Genomic DNA, 19,833 nt, shown 5'->3' on the forward strand with positions numbered 1-19,833 from the left:
TTTTTTAAATTCATTAAACTAAATCTTTTTTAACTGAGAAAAAAGATTTGCTATGTTGTAACAAACGATGATTTTTATAAAAAATATCTTTAGATTACAAATTAAATAAGATTTTTTATTTAATTTGTAATCTAAAGATATTAGAAACTATATTTATTCTTTTTTATTTTTTCTGTAAATTTCTCTAATTTCTTTCAAAGCCACTTTTTGATTATTTCTTTTAACAAATCAATAGTTAAATCCATTCAAACGCTCACTTTTACTATTATTAGCCAATGCTGCAGCCTTATGAATATCTAAAATTTGATTATCTATTTTTAATTTAGCATCTTCAGTCAGTATAAATTTGGATTCTTCTTGATTTTTTAAATAAAATATTTCTCCTGGCGTTAAATAATTATTATTTATAAGATCTTTAAATACTACTTTAGGTGCTTTTTGATCTCAAAAAGCATTTTCTATTTTGTCTATTTTAATTTCAGTTTGATCTATTCTTTTTTGTCCAAAATAGCAATATTTTGGATCTTTTTCTATCATAAGATAATTTCTTCCTGTTTGTTTTGCTATTTTAGCTGTTGTCATTGTTCCGGCAAAAGGATCTAAAATAATATCACCTATTTTTGATGAGATATTAATAATATAATAAAGTAATAATTCCGGTTTTTGTGTGCTATGTAATTTTTTATTATTTTCATCTTTTAAACGTTCTTTACCGTTTACTACTGGAAATTTTCAAATTGAACCTAATTGTTTACGATTTCCTTTATTAAAATTCTCTATAAATGTATTTAATTCTTTAGCTGTTTTATAATTAAAAGTATATTTAGAATTAGAACTTTTGGTGGCTCAAATTAAAGTTTCATGACTGTTTGTTAATCTAGTACCTTTAAAATTAGGTGTAGGATTAGTTTTTTGTCAAATCACATCGTTTAAAATTCAATAACCTAAATCTTGCATTATTCCACCAATAGTATAAATACATTGCATTCCTCCTATAACTCAAATAGAACCATTTTTTTTAAGTATCCGATAACATTCTTTTAATCATTCTCTTGTGAAATTATTATAATCTTGTGAGGTTGCAAACTTATCTCATTCCTCTTTTACACCATTAAATTCTGTTCCATCTACTCTTAATAATTTACCTTTTGTTCTCATTCAATATGGAGGATCAACAAATATTAAGTCTATACTTTCTGATGGTAATTTTTTTAATACTTTTATGCTATCATCATTTATTATTTTATTTACATCTATCATTTTTTTCCTTTTGGTTTCTTAATTTTTTTGCCTTAGAAATATTTATATTATTTGGGAAAAATTCTTTTCTTAAATTTTTATATTTTTCATCGCTAGAAATTAATTTGTTTCATAATTTTTCTTTTAAAACAATTAATTGTTTTAAAATTTCAGTGGATTTATCGAAATCAGGAATATAAATTACTTCATTATCTTTTTCGTTTTTATATCTTTTTAAATGATTTAATAATTCATCTCACATTTTTTGCATTTTTAAAAAATTAAATAGTTCATTTCCATAAAATAAATAAATATTATTATTTTCTTTTTTAAAAATATCAATTTGATTTTGATAATATTTATTATTTTTTCTTAAACTAGCATCTAAAAATCACATAAAAACATATATTGTTTTATCTTTATAAATTTTAGAAATTGAATCATATTTTTTAAATAAATTATCTAATTGCCCTCTTTTTTTAGTACTATCGTGATCATCTCTTATTTTTTGTTCAATCATAAAAATTTGATTATTTTTTTCAAATAAATGGTCTATAAATAAAATTTCTTTATTATTAATAATCCTTTTTTCTAATTTATTATATTTATTAATCAAAAAATAATTTTCAATTATGTTTACTAAAAAATCTCCAAATCTTATTTCTTGACTTTGTGTTAAATTTTGTATTAATTTAGTTTTAGAATTAGTTAATCTAAATTCTCCTGTATATCTTTCAGGATATTTTATAATATTTTCAATCAATTTTTTATATTCTGTATCTTCTATTTTAATTTTTTCTTCTAATTTTTTGATGAATTGTTCATAACTGATATACATAATTTCCTTTTAATGAAATTAAATAAAATAATATAAAAATATTTAGAATAATAAATTTATTAAAAGTATTTTAGAAATATTAACTTTTAAAACATACAAATAATAAAAATAAAGAATAAAATAAACAAAATACTATCAAAACGATCTAAAAATCCGCCATGACCTAGAAGAATTTTTGAATAGTCTTTGATACCATTCAAACGTTTGATTAAAGAAAAATATAAATCTCCTATTGCAGCAATTAATGGTGCTAATAACACAAAAATAATTTGTTTTATTAAACTATAATTATGCATTTGGAATAGATTTAAACTAAAAGTTAAAACACTGGCAATAATAATTGCTATAAGCGATCCAAAGATAAAACCCTCTCATGTTTTATTAGGAGAAATAATAGGAGCAAAAGATTTTTTTATAATTTTTTTGCCTAAATATTTACCTGCAAAAAAACCACCAGTATCATAACTAATTGCAATTGCAAGAGGAATTAATCATAGTTTATAATCAAAATCTAGAAAAATCATAAATGATTTCATGACAATAGAAAATAAATACGAAGTAAATAACACATAAAAAGTTCTTAATAATAAATCATTAAAAGTTAATTTTCTAGTAACTTTTTCAATAATAAAAAATATTAATGAAACAGTTAAAATAATAATTATTGTTTCTCAACTTTGTGCAATATTTTGTATAAAAATAATAATTTGTCGTGTATCAAAAGGTTGTTGAAAATTGTTCTGATGTATTTGTATTAAGTTAGTAAGAGGAAAAACAATGCTAGCTACTAAAGATAAAGTTAACAAATAAATAAAAATATTTTTTAAACGCATTGCTTTAAAAAATTCATAACTAAAAATTGCAGTAATAAAACTTATAAAAACTAAAGTTATTATTCTACTTTCATAATAAATGGGCGAAAATATAGAAAGAGGTATAACAATTCCTAAAGAAACAACAAGTAATATTAATGCTGGAATGATTCTTTCTTTTAGTAATTTCATAATATAAATTATAACAACTTGAATTATTTTGCTTATTATATTTAAAATTAAATATAATTTAAAAAAATACACAATATAGGGGAAAATGTGAAGTATAAAAGAATTTTAGTCAAACTCTCAGGTGAAGGTTTAGCTAATAAAGATAAAAGTTTAGCAATTGATTATGAATTAGTTGAAGACATAGCAAAACAATTAAAAACGGTTATTGATGAAAATGTGCAAGTCGCTATTGTAGTTGGAGGAGGTAATTTTTGACGTGGAGTAAGCGCGGAAAGAAATGGTATTCCTAGAAATAGAGCTGATTATATAGGTATGCTTGCAACAATTATGAATGGATTAGCCTTAAGAAGTGGTTTTGAAAAAGTTGGTATTAAGGCGAGAGTGCAATCTTCAATAATGATAGATCAAAAAGTAGCAGAAAATTATGTGAATGAAAAAACATTAAAATATTTGCAAGAAGGTGAAGTAGTAATTTTCGCTGGTGGAACTGGTAGACCATATTTTACTACTGATACTGCGGCAACTTTATTTGCCTCAGAAATTAAAGCAGAAGTAATTTTAATGGGTAAAAATGGTGTGGATGGCATTTATGATAAAGATCCAAGAACCAACGCTGACGCTAAACATTATGAAAAAATTACTTATGATGAAATTTTGGAAAAAAAATTACAGGTAATGGATTTAACCGCTACAAGCATGGCAAGAGATAATAATATTAATCTAATAGTATTTAATATATTAGAGAAAAATTCAATTGTTAAAGTATTAAAAAATGAAATTAAATTCACGGAGGTGATTAAATAATGGAATTTGAATTATATAATTATGAATTCGATATAGAAGCACAAAAAGTTTTAGATCATTATGTTTTTGAACTTTCAAAAATTTCTACTGGAAGAGCAAATCCACAATTAGTTAAAGGTATAAAAATTAATTATTATGATAGTTTAACTTCTTTAGAAGAACTTGCTAATATAAGCGTACCCGAAGCACAACAATTATTAATTAAACCTTATGATGTTTCAATTAATAAAGAAATTACAAAAGTAATTTTAGCTGAAAATTTAAATGTAGCAGTTGCTGATGAAGGTAATCAAGTTAGATTAACTTTTGCACCTTTAACTACTGAAAAACGTAAAGAATTAGTAAAAGGATTAAATAAATTTACAGAATCAGCTAAAGTTGGTATTAGAAATACTCGTCAAAATGTTAATAAAAGAATTAAAGCGGATGAAGAATTATCAGAAGATCTTCAAAGAAATTATTTGGATAAAATTCAAAAATTAACTGATGAAAAAATAGCTCATATTGATCAATTAACTAAAAATAAAGAAAAAGAATTATTAACTATTTAATCTTTAAAAAATTTAAATAATAAAGTTTAAATACTTTGTTATTTTTTATTTAAATAATTAAGTATTATAATTTATATAAATTATAAGAGAGGGCCAAATGTTTAATTTAGAAGGCGGAAAATTATTTAAAAAATGAAGTATTAGAAAAATTTCTTTTGTTGGTATTTTAATAGCAATATCTGTAGTTTTTCTTGTTATATCAGTTGGAATAATGCCATTTTTTTCTTATCCTTCTTTTAAAATTAGTTTTATTGGTTTGCCTGTGAAAATAACAGGATTTATTTTCGGACCTATTGTTGGTGGATTAGTTGGTTTATTGAGTGATTTGATAAGTTTTTTATTTTTGCCAACTAACTATAATCCTTTATATACTTTAGCTACGGCTTCTAATGGAATAATTGCGGGAATTATTGGTTGATTATTTTTAAAACTATTTCACTATTATTTTGGAGGAGCTTTTAGAGATACTGTTTATGAAACAAAAATTATTCTTTTAAATAAACAACTAATTAAATTAAAATTAACCAATCCAGATTCTAAAAAAATAAAAAAAATATTAAACAAAATATTAAATTTTGGTGAAAAAAGAAAAAAAATTAGAATAGTAGGAACTAGAGGAACATTATTAAATTTTAACGTTACAATAGCTACTTTGTTTTTAATGCTAATTATCTTTTTAATTATTTGATTAATTTATACACAAGTAAGTGACTTGCAAATTACTTCGGGTATTATTAAAAATAGATTTGTTTTAACAATGTTAATGATAACTGGTTTTGGTGCAATGATTATTTTTTTATGATTTGCCAGATTTAAAATGAAAGCACGTCATTTCTTTATAATTGTACCAATTGTAGTATTTTCAGCATTTATTGAATTAGTTAATGTGCCTATTTTATCTTTAGCGGATGCTTTTTCTAATTCAACAGGAACTAATAGTATTTTTGTTTATATTTTTACTCATACAATACTTTCACCTGTAAAAATTTGAGTAAATATGATAGTAATATTTTTTACATATAACATTATTAATCCATTAATTAATAAAAATAATGGCATTACGTATTAAGCCGTTATTTTTTTGCTAGATTTTCTTAGGAGTAAAATGAAAAATAATAAGATGCTAAAAATTTATGTTTGTGGACCAACAGTTTATAATCATGTTCATATTGGTAATTTAAGACCGGTATTAACTTTCGATTTAATATTAAAAGCTGCCCGAGAATTAAATTATGATTTCAAATTCATTCACAATATAACAGATATAGATGATAAAATTATTGAAAAAGCAATAAAAGAAAATAAAAACGAAAAAGAAATAAGTAATTTTTTTACTAATAAATATCTTGAATTATTAAATATTTTGAATATTAATACAATTACAAATTTAGAAAAAGTAACAGATAATTTACCTTTGATTGACAATTATATTAATAAATTAGTAATATCAAAAAATGCTTATTTAGATGAAAATCAAAATGTTTGGTTCGATGTTAAAAAAAATATAAAAGCATATGGTAATGTTTCTAATCAAAAATTAAGTAATATGATTTTTGAAGATAAATATAAAGCAAAAAAATTTGAAGCAGATTTTGCTTTATGAAAACAAACTAATATAGGTATCCAGTTTAATTCATCTTTTGGTAAGGGTCGTCCAGGTTGACATACTGAATGTGTGGCATTGATAGATAAACATTTTGCTGAAGAAGAATTAGATTTTCACGGCGGTGGTATGGATTTAACTTTTCCGCACCATGAAAATGAAAACATACAACATTGATCATTATATAATAAAAATCTTTGCAAAAATTGATTAAGAACTGGCCAAATAAATTTAGAAGGTGTAAAAATGTCTAAATCTTTGGGTAATGTTATTTTAGCAAAAGATTTTTTAAATAAATATGGACCTGCAATTTTAAAATTATTATTTTTTAATAGTAAAATAACTGCTCCAATTAATATTACAGATGAATTGATTTCTAATATGCAACAAATAGAAAATAAATACAAAAAATTCATTTTTAAATTTTTTGTAGATAAATTAGATGTTAATACTGATAATGATAATTTAATAAATAATAAAAAATATAATGATATTTTATTATCGGTATATAATCAAGATTTTGCTAAGTATAATTTTTTAATTAATGAATTGTTTAAATTAATTAATAAGGAAAATGATATTGAAAATAAAATTGTTCTCTTTAAGATATTCAATTTATTCCACAGTGAATTAACAGATAAAAATAAATATTTAAAACATATTGAAATATTTAAGAAATGACAGGAATTTTTAGAACAAAAAGAATATAGCAAAGCTGATAATTTAAGACAAATTTTAATTGATGCTAATTTAATTTAGTTAAACAAAAGACAAAAAAACGGAAGGTATTTTATGGAAAAATTAATATTGTGTGGAAGAAACAGCGTTTTTGATGCTATTGATAATAATTTTCAAATTGAAAAAATTTTCATAAGTTATGAAAATATTAAATTACTGCAAAAACTTTCACACACTAAAATTAAAATAGAGAAAAAAAGCAAACAATTTCTTGATAATATGACAAAAGAAAATCATCAAGGGATAATTGCAATTTTAAAATTTTTTCCTATTTATGATATAAATACTTTTTTTAATGATAAACCTTCAAATATTTTAATTTTAGATCATATTCAAGATCCACATAATTTAGGCGCAATTATTAGAACAGCTAATGCTTTTGGTATAAAACATATAATAATTCCTAAAGATCGCTCTGCTGATATTACGGCAACTGTTTTAAAAATTTCTTCCGGCGGTTTTATTGATATAAAAATTGCTAAAGTTGCTAATATTTCTGCCGTTATTAAAAAATTAAAAGAACATAATTATTGAATTTTTGCCACTGCTTTATCTGAAAAAGCAATTACCTTAGAAAAAGTTAAATTTAATGAAAAAAATGTTTTAATTGTTGGTAACGAAGAAAAAGGAATAAGTCTTCCTGTTTTAAAAATGTCGGATCAAGTAATATACATTAAACAATTTGGAAAAGTTCAATCATTAAATGTTTCTGTGGCAACAGGAATTTTATTATATGAATTAACAAAGGAAAATAATTGTTAGAAATTTTTGAAAAATTCAATTTAGCTATAAATAGCAAAGATAATAATCTGTTAAAAAATATATTTGATACTTTAAAATTAGATCAATTAATTAGACTTATACACTATGTATATGGTAAAGATTTACAAAATAATATTAAATTTACTTTATCTAAATACCATTCAAATTTGATAGATTCTTTCGATATTTATAATTCCTTCTTGTTCGATTTAAAGAAAATTTTAAAAAATTATGATCCTAATCTTAATAAAACAAATTTTTGAACATATCTTAATAATACTTCAAGATTATATGCAATTAATAAGGTTAAATATTGAAATGCTAAAAAGAGAAACATCAAATGTGTAGATTATGATATAGAAGATTTTAGTTTTATTGAAGATATAGATGCACTGAAAGATATTTTTAGTTCTATTGAGAAAGAAGATTTTTTAAAATTAAAAAAACTTTTAAATGAAGATGATTTATTTTATTTAAATTATTTAAAAAATAAAAATAAACATATATCTGCTCAAAAGATAAATTTATGGCGTAAAAAAATGTTAAAGAAATTAAATGCTTATTATGGTGATAAATATAAATTTAATATATAATTATTAAAAGTCCTTTATGGGCTTTTTTAAATTAAACAAGGTATAATTTTTATATGCAAAAAAGAAAAGTAAAATTAAGTTGTGCTAATTGTTATAACTTTAATTACGTAACAAATAAAAGCTTACAAAATCTTAAAAGAATTGAAATTAAAAAATTTTGCCCTAAATGTAAATTGCATACTTTGCACAAAGAGGAAAAATAATGAAAAATAGTTTAAAAAACGCATCTAAAAAAGAAAAAAAATACTTTTTTCGTAAATGAATTAAAGAAATTAAACGGGTTAGATGACCATCAAAAAAAACAAATTGAACCTCTTTTTTACAAGTTATTATTTTTTCAAGTCTTTTTGTCGCTTTTGTAGTAATAGTAGCTACAGTATTAACTTTAATTTGAAATGCTGTAGGATTTAATTAGGAGTTAATGATGGAACAAAAAAAATATTCATGATATATGATAAGTACTGTTAGTGGTAAAGAGGATCAAGTAGTTGAAGCTTTAAAAAATAGAATTGTTAGCGAACAGGTTCAAGAATCATTTGATATGAACGCCACAACTGAAGGACCTTTTAAGATTTTTAAAAAACCGACTATTTCTAAAACAGAATTAAAAAAACGTGAAGAAGGCGAACCATATAAAGTTAAATATATAAATATTTATAGTGGATATATTTTTATACATATGGATATGACTGATAAGGCTTGATTCGTAATACGTAATACTCAATACGTAACAGGATTAATTGGTTCATCAGGGAAAGGTGCCAAACCAACACCTGTATCTTTAAGAGAAATAAAGAAAAGTTTCAATAAGGAAGAAAAATATATGAGAGATTTTCAACTAGGTATTTTTGAAGATGAATTTTTTGAAGGTGATATTGTTGAAGTTACAGCAGGTCCTTTTAAAGGCGAAACTGGTAAAATTATAAGTTTAAATAATCAAAAAAGAGAAGCGGAAATTGAAATCGAATCTAACGGTAAAAAAATACCAGTTTATTTTGAATTTAAAATTTTAAAAAATATTGATAAATAATTTTTTTGTATTATAATTATTTTAATGCATCTTAAGTTAAGATGATTATTCAACTTTGTTGGATTTCCAAGAGTATATTACTCCTTCCCTTAAATAATTTAAATAAATTTATGAGTAAATTTGTTTTATGTTTTTAAATATCTCCAATATTTTAAAAAGGACTAAAAACAAGTCCTTTTTTATTTATTTTAAAGTTATAAAAAAGTTTTAAAAAATTAAAAAGCGTATTTTTATGCTAAAATTTAATTAAAAATAAACTTTTTGGAGGAATAATGGAAAAAGAAAATTGCAAAAAATGTTGTAAAATTGAAAAAACATGCGAAACTCAAAATGCATGCGAAACTCAAAATGCATGCGAAACCAAAAACGCGTGTGAACAAGCATGTAAAAAAGAAACTAAATCTTGCCCTTGTGAAAATAAAGAACAAAAAACATGTGAAGCTAAATGCGGATGTGAAAAATAATTTATTTTTTATATAATTAAAGCACTATAGGAGTGCTTTTTTATGTCTAAAATTAAAATAAATCAAATATTTTATAATCTTAAAATCGAAAAATTAAGTTATGAATTTTTTGGTAGTATAAAACTTCTAAATAAAACTATTTTAATTGAAAATGTATTAGAAAATGAAATTGTTGATATAAAAATTAATATGGTAAATAGCAAATATGCCTTAGCAGAAGTTATTAATTATCATACTTATAGTCCAATAAGAATATCAAAACTAAATAATGCTTCTTCACCTCTTAATATTATTCATTATGATAATCAAATAATTTTTAAAGAAAAAATGATAAAAGAATTATTTACAAGAAACTTAAATTTTGAAAATATTGAAAAAATGGTGCCTACAAATAATAATTTTAATTATAGAAATAAATTAAAATTTTTTGTTAAATTAGAAAATAATATTTTTACTTTTGGTCATCATCTACAAAAAACTAATAAATTTCAAAAAGAAGAAAATTTTATTTTAGCTAATAATAAAATTAATAATTTAATTAATATCATTAAATTAAAATTAAACGAAATAGTAAATAAAAAGGATATTTTTGAATATATAACAATTTATAAAAGTAATTTTAATGATCATTTTCAAATTTTATTTTCAGTAAAACAAAAATTGAATGAAGAATATATAAATAAAATTATGGAATTAATTAATCATAAAGTGATCTTAATTGCATTAAAAAATAAAAATAATTTTTTAGATATTGTTTATCAAGATAAGAAAAAACATTTTTTACAAAAAATAAATAATTTAAAATTTATTCTATCGCTAGAAAGTTTTTTTCAAGTAAATGATTATCAAATAGTTCCACTTTATGAAATATTAAAAAATAATTTAAATTTATCAATAAATGATGTTTTATTAGATGCTTATTGTGGTGTTGGTGCAATAAGTTTATATATATCTAATTTGGTTAAATATGTATATGGAATTGAAATTGTCAAAAAAGCAGTTGAAAATGCAAAAATTAATAAAATTATCAATAACATAAAAAATGTTGATTTTTATACTGGAGATTTAGAAAAACAATTTAACTGAAAACAGTTTAATTATCCAATAAACAAAGTAATTGTAGATCCACCTAGATCAGGATTATCTAATTTATTAATTGAAAAAATTATTTTATTAAGACCTAAATTAATTGGATATGTTTCTTGCAATATTCATACTTTAATAAGAGATTTAAAAATTTTTATTAATAATGATTATGTTATTAAAAAAGTTATACCAGTTGATATGTTTCCACAAACACCACATGTAGAGATTGTAGTAATTTTGCAAGATAAAAAAACTTAAAATATTTTTTTCTTTAAAAATATTATAATTATGTTATGCATTATTGCATATGCATATTAAAAATATAAAAGGTTGATAATATGAAAAATTATATTAAAAAATTATTATTAGGTACTAGTTTAATTAGTCCTCTTACAGTTTTAGCTGCAACAGTGTCATGTGGTAATAATTCACATCCTAAAGCACCTAAAGAATTAATAAATCAAATAGAATTTCACAATGATTTAAAACTTACAGCTGAAGAAGTTGCAAATATTCCTAAAATAGCTGTAATTCCAGATGGTAATTTATATGATAAATCATTTCATCAATCAGGATGAGAAGGAGTTATCGGTTTTGCTGAATATAATAATATTCCTTTTGAAAAATATGATGCTTATGAAATAACAGGAAGTACATTAACTGAACAATATGAAGCAGCTCTTAATTCAGGAGCTAAAATTTTTGTTTTGGTAGGATTTGATAATCAAGCTCCATTTACAGAATTTTATAAAAAGAATAAACAAAAATTCATTGATGAAAAAATTGTTGTTTTAACTGTTGATTTTGCCACAGATGCACAAGAAACAAAAGGTTCTGTAATTAGTTTATTGTATGATACAAAACCAGCAGCTTTTATGGCTGGATATGCCGCTGGGGAATATTATAGTAATTTAGAAGAAAGTAAAAGAACATACTCAACTTTTGGTGGCCAAACTTTTGAGGGCGTAACTGATTATATGGAAGGATTTATGAAAGGTATTTATTATTGAAATACTCAAAATCCAACTAAAAAATTAACTTGAGCTGCAAATGATAATAATGTATATACAAATGCTTTGTTTAATATAAATGATAACAACAAACAAAGTGAAGTAAATAATTTTGTTATTAGTCACAAACCTGGAATTATTTTAGGTGTTGGTGGATTATGAACACAATGAGTATCAAGTCAACAATCAGTAGATGTTGTAGTAGGAGTGGATACAGATCAAGCTCTAGCAGATATTGCTTCAAGTCATAAATACTTCACTTCAATTTTTAAAAATATAGCTCAGTCAGTTTATGAAGTATTATCTTACTATGTTAAAGACCAATTTAATAAATTAGATAATTTTTCTTTAGGCTCAGAAAATGTTGTTATTAAAAGAAGCTATGAAGAAAAATGAGTAGATATTTCTAAAACTCACTTAACTACTAACAATGCTGATAAAGCTACAACAGCAATTAAAAATGCTCACAGTGTATATGAAAATCTTTCGGAAGAATTAAAAAATTGAATTAGAAGCCAAAAAGCAACTATAGATTCAGAAGAAATAAGTGATATACAAACTCGTTTAAACGCTTTAGCACAAGCAACAAAATAAAAATAAATTAAAGGTAAATAAAATATATGAAAAAATTAAAATTTTTACTCCCACTTACATTGACAACTACTTTGATTACACCTGCTTTAGTTATAGCATGTAAAAAAGAAGAAGAAATTAAACCAGAGGAACCTGTTAATCCATCAACTCCAGAAACTCCAAAAGATCCAACAGATAATACTCCAAGTGAACAAAATAAAGCTTTAGAAACTGCTAAAACTAATTTACAAAAAGAATTAGCTAAAGTTACCAGTGAATTAGAAAAATCACTAACCAAATTTTCTAATTTAGAAGTTTTAAATAAAATTAAAGAAACTAAATCAGCTGCAGAAACAATTTTAGCTGAAGGAACTAATTTAGAAAAAATTAATGAAAATACTAATGCTTTAAATCTTGTAATACAAGAAGCAACAACATTAATTAAAACTAACACTGACGCTTTAAATAGCTTAACTAATAATTTAACTAATTCTAAGAAATTACTTGATATTTTAAAAGAAAATTCAACAAGTAAAATTCAATTACAAGCAATTTATAATGATGCAGAAAAAGAAACAAAAGCTGAAGTAACTACTTTAGAAAAAATTCAAACTAATAATAAAGAATTACATAAACAATTTATATTAGTTAAAAATTCTCGTGATTTTTTAATTGCTGATACTGAAGATAAAGCAACTTCATTTAGTTTTGAAGAATTAGAAGCTCAAAAAGCTAAAGAATTAAAAACAACTATTGAAAAAGCAGTAGATGCTAATTCAAAATATGAAGTAGGAGAAAGAGCACCATATACTTTTGTTTATGATTATCAAGGTAAAAGAATAGTTCTTTTCGAAGGCAGAGTAAGTTGAAGAGATGGTAGTTATACCGTTATTCTAAATATTAAAGCTGATGAATTATTACCTAATGGAGAACAATTGATTAATGCTATTGATCCATTAAGCAATAGAGGAAATTTAAGTACATTTTTAGATGCTGGTATTTTAGATGGTAAATTAGTTCTTAGATTTAAAACAGGTATTTATCCAAAAACCATTAATGAAAATTCTGATTTTCATGCAGCTATTGATTTAAATATTTTATTAACACAAGAAGAAGTTAAAAAAGCCGTTGAAAATGCTTTAAATGATATTACTAGATTATTTAGTATAGCTAATGTAAATGATGGTGATACCGATTATAAATCACAATTAGAAACTTTAAAACAAGAAGCTGAAAAAATTAAAGGTGAAGAATTTAAAGTTGCAGAAGCTACAGCATTTTTAACTAAATATGACAAAATTAAAAAAGATTATGGTTTAGCTTTAACAAATAATATTCTTACTATGATTAATCCAACTTTATCTAAGTATCAAAATATAGCTAATGAAAAAACTAATGCTGATAAAGAAGCATTACAAACTTTAAGTCAAAATCTTGATGTAAATACTATTCTTAAAAATGATAATTATAGAAATACTTATGATCAAGCTAGAAAATTAGTTTTACAATTGGAAAATAAATATGAAGAAGTAATTTTAGAACAAGAGAAAAAGAACGGTCAAGAAGTAGCAGAAAAATTAACTACTAAATTAGAAGAATTAAAAGCTAAATATACTGATGAAAAATATAAATCTAATTTAGAAAGTCTTACTAAAACTGTAGAAGAACTTAAAAAAACTTATACTGAAAAAGGTATAAATGAAAATAGAATGGTTCAAGCTCTTAGATTTGTTGAGAGAATGGAAGAATTAATAACCAAAAATGTTACTAGTGAAAATTAATTTAATAGTTTAACAAAAAAATCACACAAAAATTGTGTGATTTTTTTGTTAAAAATAAAAAGTTAGCAAACACTATACTTCTTGATGTGGCTGCTCCATTTCTGACCTGACCAGATTACAAGGTTATAGTTTTACTAACAAATAAATTATAACAATAATTATTATTTTTATGAAAAAAAATAAAAAGTTTCATAATTTAACTTATAATAAGTTTATGAAAAAAATTAATTATAAAATTTTGGCAGAAAAAGCAAATGTTTCAATTAGCAGTGTCAGTCGTTATTTTAATAGTGGTTATATTAGCAAAAAAACTGAATTAAAAGTTGAACAAGCTTTAAAAGATCTGAATTATGATTTTTATTTAAATTCACAAACAAATAATAAAACTCCGCTTTCAGATACTATAGTTGTTTTTTTATCAAACGAATATAATAATAATTTTTATGATATTTTGCAAGGAATAAATTATTCAGCTCAAGCAAAAGATAAAAAAGTTTTAAGTTATTTTGTAGATAAAAATCGTGATAAAGCAAAAAAATTATTTATTAAAATAAGAAGCCAATTACCTTTTGCAATTATATTTTTCAATCAAAATTTAATAATTAATAAATTGTTTAATGAAATTTTTACAAAAAAACAAAACGAAAATGTCAAAATTTTACTCTTTAATACCTTGAGTGATCATTTTAGTTCTTTACAAGTCGATTATATTAAACCTTTTCAACAATTAGTTGTTTTATTATCGCCTAATTTAAATGCTTCAACAAATAAAATTATTTATTTAGATGATATTAATGACAATGAACGTTTAAGATTTTATAAAAAAGAAGGTTTTTCTCAAGGGATGTTAAGTATTGAAAAAGAACCATTTTTTCTTGAATTTAATCCTAAAAGTAAAGAATCAATAATAAAAATAAGTAATTCTATTTTATTAAATGATTATAAATATATTATATGTTCATCGCATGAAGCTTATTTAGCTTTAGCTCACATAAGAGAATTAAAAAACTTTTATTTAACAGATATAGGACCAGCAAATTATTTTGATTTTTTTCCACGATATAATTATAAAATCTTAGAAGATTGATTTCATATTGGTATTCAAATGGAAAGAATGTTAACAACAAAAGTACCAACTGAAACAAAAATTTTTGTTCTTAAACATTCAGGAAAAATTATCAAAAATGATGAAATTTAAAAACAGATATATAAACTAATATCTAAAAGTTATTTTTAAATAACTTAAATTAAGTTTAAATATATCTGTTTTTTTATTTCGATTAATCAATTTTTTCTTCGAAAAGTGTAATAGTTTCCAATTGTTTACTAATATCTTTTTTAGTTTTATCAGCATCCATTGCTTTAGCAGTTATTGTCAGTTGTTTGTAAGATTTATTAAATATAGTAACAATATCCATTAATATTTTTTTATTGTCATTATGTTGTTTTATTAATTTACTAATATTATCAGCCATATTGTTATATGAAATATAAACGTTATTTAAATATTTTTTTACTTTTTCAAAAGCATCTTCACTTTTGCTTTGTCTTATAAGACTTTTAATTTGATCGATATATCAAAAAATAGTTGTAGGAGAAACAAATAAAATTTGTGGATTTTTTTCCATTAATTTTCTAGTTATATCGTTAGAAATCATAAAAATATAAATAGCCTCACTAGGAATAAACATTAAAGCTTTTTTTATTACTGACTCATCAGTTATATATTTTTCTATTTCCTTTATTCTTTGATCTAATTGATTAGTAAATTCTTTCAAATTTTTATCATTAGGATTTTTTAAATAATTTAAATAACTTGAAGCTTGGAATTTAGAATCAACAGGAATAATAATTTTTTTATTGTCAGCATTATGTGTAAAAATAGCCAAATCAACAATTAAATTATCTTTAATTTTATATTGAGTTTTAAACATTCCATCAATACTATCATCTTCGCCATAATGATCACTTATAATATCATTTAATAATTTTTCACCAACGACACCGATGCTTTTATTATTTTTAAAAATATCATTGATGTCTTTTATTTCGTTTTTTACTTCTTCTAATATTGATATATTTTTATTGACTTCATTTATTTTTTCTACTGTTTGTGAAAATTCATTTTTTATATTTTCATTAATATTATTTGCTAATTTATTTGTTACTTCTTGTCTTATTGTGTCTAAGTTTTCTTTTTGATTATTTTTAATTTCATTAAAAGAATCATTTAAATCTTTTTTAAGTACTTTAAAAACAGAATTTTCACTTGAAAGAATATTTTTTCTTAGTTCTTCTTCAAAAGAATTGAAATTATTTTTTAAATTAATTTCTAAATCTTTTTGATTTCTATGAAATTCTTTAATTAATTCTAATTGTTTTTTTGCCAAATCAGTTTCATTATCTTTTAATAACTGATTAAATCTGTTATCAATAGTTTTACTAATATTATCAATTAAATTTATTTCAATATTTTTAATCTTTTCATTGTCTTTTAATTCCATTTTTTTTATTTTTCTTTTATTTAATAAAAAAATAACAACAAAAAATGTAATAGTTATTAGTAATAATATTAACATTATTACTATAATAAGATTTAAAATCGTAGTTGTCAAATTATCTCCTTTGTGTTATTATATTATTATGCATTATACTAAATTATATTCTGCAATTCTTGCGCAAAAAGATAATCTAGTTCATATACATAATCAATCTTTTTATGTTTTATTGGGTATTATTTTACTAATTATTATTGGTGTTCTAATTACTTTTATTCTTTATTTACATTTTTTTCAAAAACATGTTCATTCAGATTGAATAAGTTATATAAAAAATAAAAATTTAAACTTAGAAAATAACAATAATCAAAAGAAAAATTATATTAAATATAATATTTACATTGTTATTTTAACTTTATTATCATTAACTATTTTTATAATTTTAGCTACTATTTCCTTTGATTTATTATATAGTTTATTTATATAAAAAATTCCTTTTTTAACTGTTTAATAGTTATTTTAGGAATTTTTTAATTTAAATAATTTTTTATTTTTTGAATATATTTTTCTTGATCTTTTTGTTTTATTTCTTCTCTTTTATCTTTTTTAGTCAAGCCTATTACTAAAGCTATTTCGAGTTTAACAATATTTTTATTATTAAAATAAAGTTTAACAGGAATGATTGTAGAACTATTTAAACGATTTAATTTACTATTTAGTCTTATTAATTCATTTTTATGTAATAATAATTTTCTTTCTCTATTTTCATCGTTTTTTTGTAACATATAACTTTTAAAATTAGCATTATAAAGAAATAATTCATTTTTTCTAAAAAAACAATAAGAATTAGTTAAATTAACTGTTTTAGCCCTTGCGCTTTTAGCTTCTCATCCTTGTAAAACTATGCCACATTCATATTTATCAATAATTTTATAATTATGTAAACCACGTCGATTATCACTAACAATATTCATATAGTTATTATATAAAATAATAAATTAGTAAATAAAAAATCCGTTTATACGGATTTATAAATGTTTTTCAACGTGTTTTACAAAAGCAGGATAAGGCAAATAACCTAAACCAGGTTGTACCATTTTCCCGTCTTTAAAAATAAATCAAGTTGGCATTGAAGTTACATTAAATTCTTTTGCTAAATCTTGATTTTGATCAACATCCACTCTAAAAACAGGAATATTATTTTTAGCAACTAATTCATCTAAAGTGATTTTAAACATTTTGCATGGAGGACATCACACAGCGTGAAAAACTAGTACATATACACCTTCTGTTTTGCTAAATTGTTCTTTATATTCTTGAGTTGTAATTTCTTTTAACATTTGGCCTCCTTTATAAATTAATTTTATAATATTTTTTTAAATTCAAAAAGTTATTTTTTGTATAAAAAAATGCTGAAAAATTAACTTTTTGCTGTTTTTTGAAAAATATATTTAATACTTTATTTTTCTAAAAAAAGTATTTATTTTCTATGATAAAAAAAAAAAAAAAAAAAAAACTAAAAAAAACATATAATTTAATTATATTAATATATTCCAAATTAAATAATTTAAAGTAAACGATAAAAATATAAATCAAATATTTTCATAAAATATATTAATATCAAATTTTATAATTATATACGTATATAAATTAAAGGAAAATCTATATGAAAAAAAGTAAATTAGTTGGTTCAGCATTTGCTTTATTAACAGGTGCATCTGTTGTCGCTGTTCCTTTAACTACTATTTCTGCTACTAATAATGAAACTCAAAATCTTGAAATAGTTAAATATTTTTTAAATGGCGATAATTTTGAAGTTCAAAAAAAACAATTAATTGATTCATTTGAGAAAAAAATTGCTGATTTAAAAACTAAATACCCAAATATAATAAATTGAGGTAAAGAATGATCAGATAAACAGAATCAAATTTTAAGTACTTATTCACAAATAATGAAACAACAAGTACAACAAAATCAATTTGCTGCTGCTTTTCAACTTTATGATATAGTTAATCAAGGTCTTGCGAGTTTTAAAACTCAAGAACAATATTTAACACAAATAGGTGAATTATTAAAATCATTTCCAGATTCAGTTAAATTTGTAGAACAAGTACAATCTCAATTAAATGGCCAAAATTTTGCTCCTTCACAATTGTTAGCTAATTATATAGAAGTTGTTAAACAACACAGTGATTATTTAAAAAGAACTAATGAAACTAAACAAACTGAATGAAATAAAAAACAAGCTAATTGAGATAAAAAAGTTCAAGAATTGCGTGATTACATTGTTAAAGATCAACAAAATGCAAGTAAAACTTTTGTTACTGTATTAAGCAGTATAACTAACGTTTTAACTGAAATTAAAAATAAATATGAAATTCCTACAAGATGATTATCAGCAAATTATTTACAAAAAATGCTTGAAAGACAAAATTATTTAGTAGAAGAAATTGGTAAACAATATGAAGCCAAGGAACATATTTTAGCAATTTATCAAATTGAAAATCTTCGTCAACTAGTTGATGAATTAGCCTTTGAATTAACTTCAGTTAATTGATTATCAAAATTTTTAAATAACGCAACTACTGAATTACAAACTCATTTAAAATCAAAAGCACAACAAATCTATCAAACTGCAGTTCAAGCCAAAAAAACAAAATTAGAAGAAATTAATAAAATAAATGAAACTGATTCAGAAGAAGTTAAAAAAATGAAACAAGAAGCAGTTAGTCAAGCACATCCTTCTGTAAGTGAATTATTAAATCAATATTATGTTGAATCATTTAGCTTCTTAAATAAGGAAATTCAAGATTTAAAAGAAGCAGGAAATAATCCAGCTGCTCTTAGAAAAGAAATAGCTGATGAAGTTAATAAATTATTAGCCGCTAAAGGTTTAAATGAATATTTAATAACTGAAGAAAATCCGACAGCTCAAGTATTTAATGAGCATTTATCAAAAGCATTAGATAAATTAGTAGAAAATAATTCTCAAAATAATTCATCTGCTAGTGATTCTACAACTGATAAATGAAAAACTATTTTAATTGCTGTTTCTGCTATTTCTACAGCAGCTGTTGTTGCAATGATTATTGCTATAGTTGTTTATTTAGCTCGTAAAAAACAAACTAAATAATACAAATTCATCTTTTTTAAATAAGTAATATAAAATATTACTTATTTTTTTATTTTAAAATTTTAAAAATTAAAAAAAGTTTTTCAAATTAGTAATTATAAAAGAAATATAATAATCTTAGAGGTG

Annotated in this window: 22 protein-coding genes and 1 other RNA gene; 16 read left to right on the plus strand and 7 right to left on the minus strand. The window is 22.1% G+C overall.

Annotated elements, in window-relative coordinates:
• Positions 1 to 153 precede the first annotated feature (153 nt).
• The 3 genes from NPA14_RS00365 to NPA14_RS00375 form a co-directional block, all read right to left on the minus strand.
• Positions 154 to 1,260, minus strand: coding sequence for a site-specific DNA-methyltransferase (locus NPA14_RS00365; RefSeq protein WP_257076007.1), 1,107 nt, complete (start codon positions 1,258 to 1,260; stop codon positions 154 to 156).
• The gene (locus tag NPA14_RS00370; protein WP_257076009.1) at positions 1,244 to 2,077 is read right to left on the minus strand and encodes an HpyAIV family type II restriction enzyme; all 834 of its coding nucleotides are present in this window, start codon (positions 2,075 to 2,077) and stop codon (positions 1,244 to 1,246) included. Before NPA14_RS00370 ends, NPA14_RS00365 begins: the two co-directional genes overlap by 17 nt.
• 86 nt (positions 2,078 to 2,163) lie before the next feature.
• Positions 2,164 to 3,081: a phosphatidate cytidylyltransferase gene (locus NPA14_RS00375; protein WP_257076010.1), complete on the minus strand. Its 918-nt coding sequence runs from the start codon at positions 3,079 to 3,081 to the stop codon at positions 2,164 to 2,166.
• Positions 3,082 to 3,168: 87 nt separating this feature from the next.
• Here NPA14_RS00375 and pyrH point away from each other — a divergent pair, with 87 nt between their 5' ends.
• The 13 genes from pyrH to NPA14_RS00440 all read left to right on the plus strand — a co-directional run bounded on the left by pyrH (position 3,169) and on the right by NPA14_RS00440 (position 14,076).
• On the plus strand, positions 3,169 to 3,885 hold the full coding sequence (pyrH, locus tag NPA14_RS00380; RefSeq protein ID WP_257076011.1) for a UMP kinase: 717 nt from the start codon (positions 3,169 to 3,171) through the stop codon (positions 3,883 to 3,885).
• Positions 3,885 to 4,436, plus strand: a complete 552-nt coding sequence (frr, locus tag NPA14_RS00385; RefSeq protein WP_257076013.1) for a ribosome recycling factor — start codon at positions 3,885 to 3,887, stop codon at positions 4,434 to 4,436. The genes pyrH and frr overlap by 1 nt, the downstream gene beginning before the upstream one ends.
• A 97-nt stretch (positions 4,437 to 4,533) precedes the next feature.
• Positions 4,534 to 5,505, plus strand: coding sequence for an ECF transporter S component (locus NPA14_RS00390; RefSeq protein WP_257076014.1), 972 nt, complete (start codon positions 4,534 to 4,536; stop codon positions 5,503 to 5,505).
• A 36-nt stretch (positions 5,506 to 5,541) separates the two neighbouring features.
• The gene (locus tag NPA14_RS00395; RefSeq protein WP_257076016.1) at positions 5,542 to 6,798 is read left to right on the plus strand and encodes a class I tRNA ligase family protein; all 1,257 of its coding nucleotides are present in this window, start codon (positions 5,542 to 5,544) and stop codon (positions 6,796 to 6,798) included.
• 33 nt (positions 6,799 to 6,831) lie between these two features.
• The gene (gene rlmB, locus NPA14_RS00400) at positions 6,832 to 7,539 is read left to right on the plus strand and encodes a 23S rRNA (guanosine(2251)-2'-O)-methyltransferase RlmB (protein WP_257076017.1); all 708 of its coding nucleotides are present in this window, start codon (positions 6,832 to 6,834) and stop codon (positions 7,537 to 7,539) included.
• On the plus strand, positions 7,533 to 8,132 hold the full coding sequence (locus tag NPA14_RS00405; protein ID WP_257076018.1) for a hypothetical protein: 600 nt from the start codon (positions 7,533 to 7,535) through the stop codon (positions 8,130 to 8,132). The genes rlmB and NPA14_RS00405 overlap by 7 nt, the downstream gene beginning before the upstream one ends.
• A gap of 53 nt (positions 8,133 to 8,185) precedes the next feature.
• Entirely contained in the window at positions 8,186 to 8,335 is a 150-nt protein-coding gene (gene rpmG / locus NPA14_RS00410) for a 50S ribosomal protein L33 (RefSeq protein ID WP_257076019.1), read from the plus strand.
• A complete protein-coding gene (gene secE, locus NPA14_RS00415; protein WP_257076021.1) occupies positions 8,335 to 8,547 on the plus strand; it encodes a preprotein translocase subunit SecE in 213 nt (70 codons plus the stop codon). The genes rpmG and secE overlap by 1 nt, the downstream gene beginning before the upstream one ends.
• A gap of 6 nt (positions 8,548 to 8,553) precedes the next feature.
• Positions 8,554 to 9,162: a transcription termination/antitermination protein NusG gene (gene nusG, locus NPA14_RS00420; RefSeq protein WP_373456858.1), complete on the plus strand. Its 609-nt coding sequence runs from the start codon at positions 8,554 to 8,556 to the stop codon at positions 9,160 to 9,162.
• Between the two features lie 272 nt (positions 9,163 to 9,434).
• Entirely contained in the window at positions 9,435 to 9,626 is a 192-nt protein-coding gene (locus NPA14_RS00425) for a hypothetical protein (RefSeq protein ID WP_257076023.1), read from the plus strand.
• A gap of 42 nt (positions 9,627 to 9,668) precedes the next feature.
• A complete protein-coding gene (gene rlmD, locus NPA14_RS00430) occupies positions 9,669 to 10,970 on the plus strand; it encodes a 23S rRNA (uracil(1939)-C(5))-methyltransferase RlmD (protein ID WP_257076024.1) in 1,302 nt (433 codons plus the stop codon).
• An 80-nt stretch (positions 10,971 to 11,050) separates the two neighbouring features.
• Complete coding sequence (locus NPA14_RS00435; RefSeq protein ID WP_257076026.1) at positions 11,051 to 12,316, plus strand: BMP family ABC transporter substrate-binding protein; 1,266 nt, start codon at positions 11,051 to 11,053, stop codon at positions 12,314 to 12,316.
• Between the two features lie 26 nt (positions 12,317 to 12,342).
• Complete coding sequence (locus NPA14_RS00440) at positions 12,343 to 14,076, plus strand: hypothetical protein (protein WP_257076028.1); 1,734 nt, start codon at positions 12,343 to 12,345, stop codon at positions 14,074 to 14,076.
• 55 nt (positions 14,077 to 14,131) lie between these two features.
• Here the strand turns inward: NPA14_RS00440 and ffs are convergent.
• Positions 14,132 to 14,218, minus strand: an RNA gene (ffs, locus tag NPA14_RS00445) — signal recognition particle sRNA small type.
• 72 nt (positions 14,219 to 14,290) lie between these two features.
• On the opposite strand from ffs, the gene NPA14_RS00450 reads away from it, so the two are divergent.
• Positions 14,291 to 15,274, plus strand: a complete 984-nt coding sequence (locus tag NPA14_RS00450) for a LacI family DNA-binding transcriptional regulator (RefSeq protein WP_257076029.1) — start codon at positions 14,291 to 14,293, stop codon at positions 15,272 to 15,274.
• An 82-nt stretch (positions 15,275 to 15,356) separates the two neighbouring features.
• Here NPA14_RS00450 and rmuC read toward each other — a convergent pair whose 3' ends face one another.
• Positions 15,357 to 16,691, minus strand: a complete 1,335-nt coding sequence (gene rmuC, locus NPA14_RS00455) for a DNA recombination protein RmuC (RefSeq protein WP_257076030.1) — start codon at positions 16,689 to 16,691, stop codon at positions 15,357 to 15,359.
• A 28-nt stretch (positions 16,692 to 16,719) separates the two neighbouring features.
• Here rmuC and NPA14_RS00460 point away from each other — a divergent pair, with 28 nt between their 5' ends.
• A complete protein-coding gene (locus NPA14_RS00460; protein WP_257076031.1) occupies positions 16,720 to 17,061 on the plus strand; it encodes a hypothetical protein in 342 nt (113 codons plus the stop codon).
• A 43-nt stretch (positions 17,062 to 17,104) separates the two neighbouring features.
• Here NPA14_RS00460 and smpB read toward each other — a convergent pair whose 3' ends face one another.
• Together smpB and NPA14_RS00470 are read right to left on the minus strand one after the other, a co-directional pair.
• Positions 17,105 to 17,548, minus strand: a complete 444-nt coding sequence (smpB, locus tag NPA14_RS00465) for an SsrA-binding protein (protein WP_257076032.1) — start codon at positions 17,546 to 17,548, stop codon at positions 17,105 to 17,107.
• Positions 17,549 to 17,602: 54 nt separating this feature from the next.
• Positions 17,603 to 17,914: a co-chaperone YbbN gene (locus NPA14_RS00470; RefSeq protein WP_257076033.1), complete on the minus strand. Its 312-nt coding sequence runs from the start codon at positions 17,912 to 17,914 to the stop codon at positions 17,603 to 17,605.
• Positions 17,915 to 18,240: 326 nt separating this feature from the next.
• Between NPA14_RS00470 and NPA14_RS00475 the strand changes: the two genes are divergently transcribed.
• Positions 18,241 to 19,707: a hypothetical protein gene (locus NPA14_RS00475; RefSeq protein WP_257076034.1), complete on the plus strand. Its 1,467-nt coding sequence runs from the start codon at positions 18,241 to 18,243 to the stop codon at positions 19,705 to 19,707.
• Positions 19,708 to 19,833: the final 126 nt, after the last annotated feature.

It is taken from the genome of Mycoplasma sp. 1018B, from assembly GCF_024582675.1.
Lineage (GTDB): Bacteria > Bacillota_I > Bacilli_A > Mycoplasmatales > Metamycoplasmataceae > Mycoplasmopsis.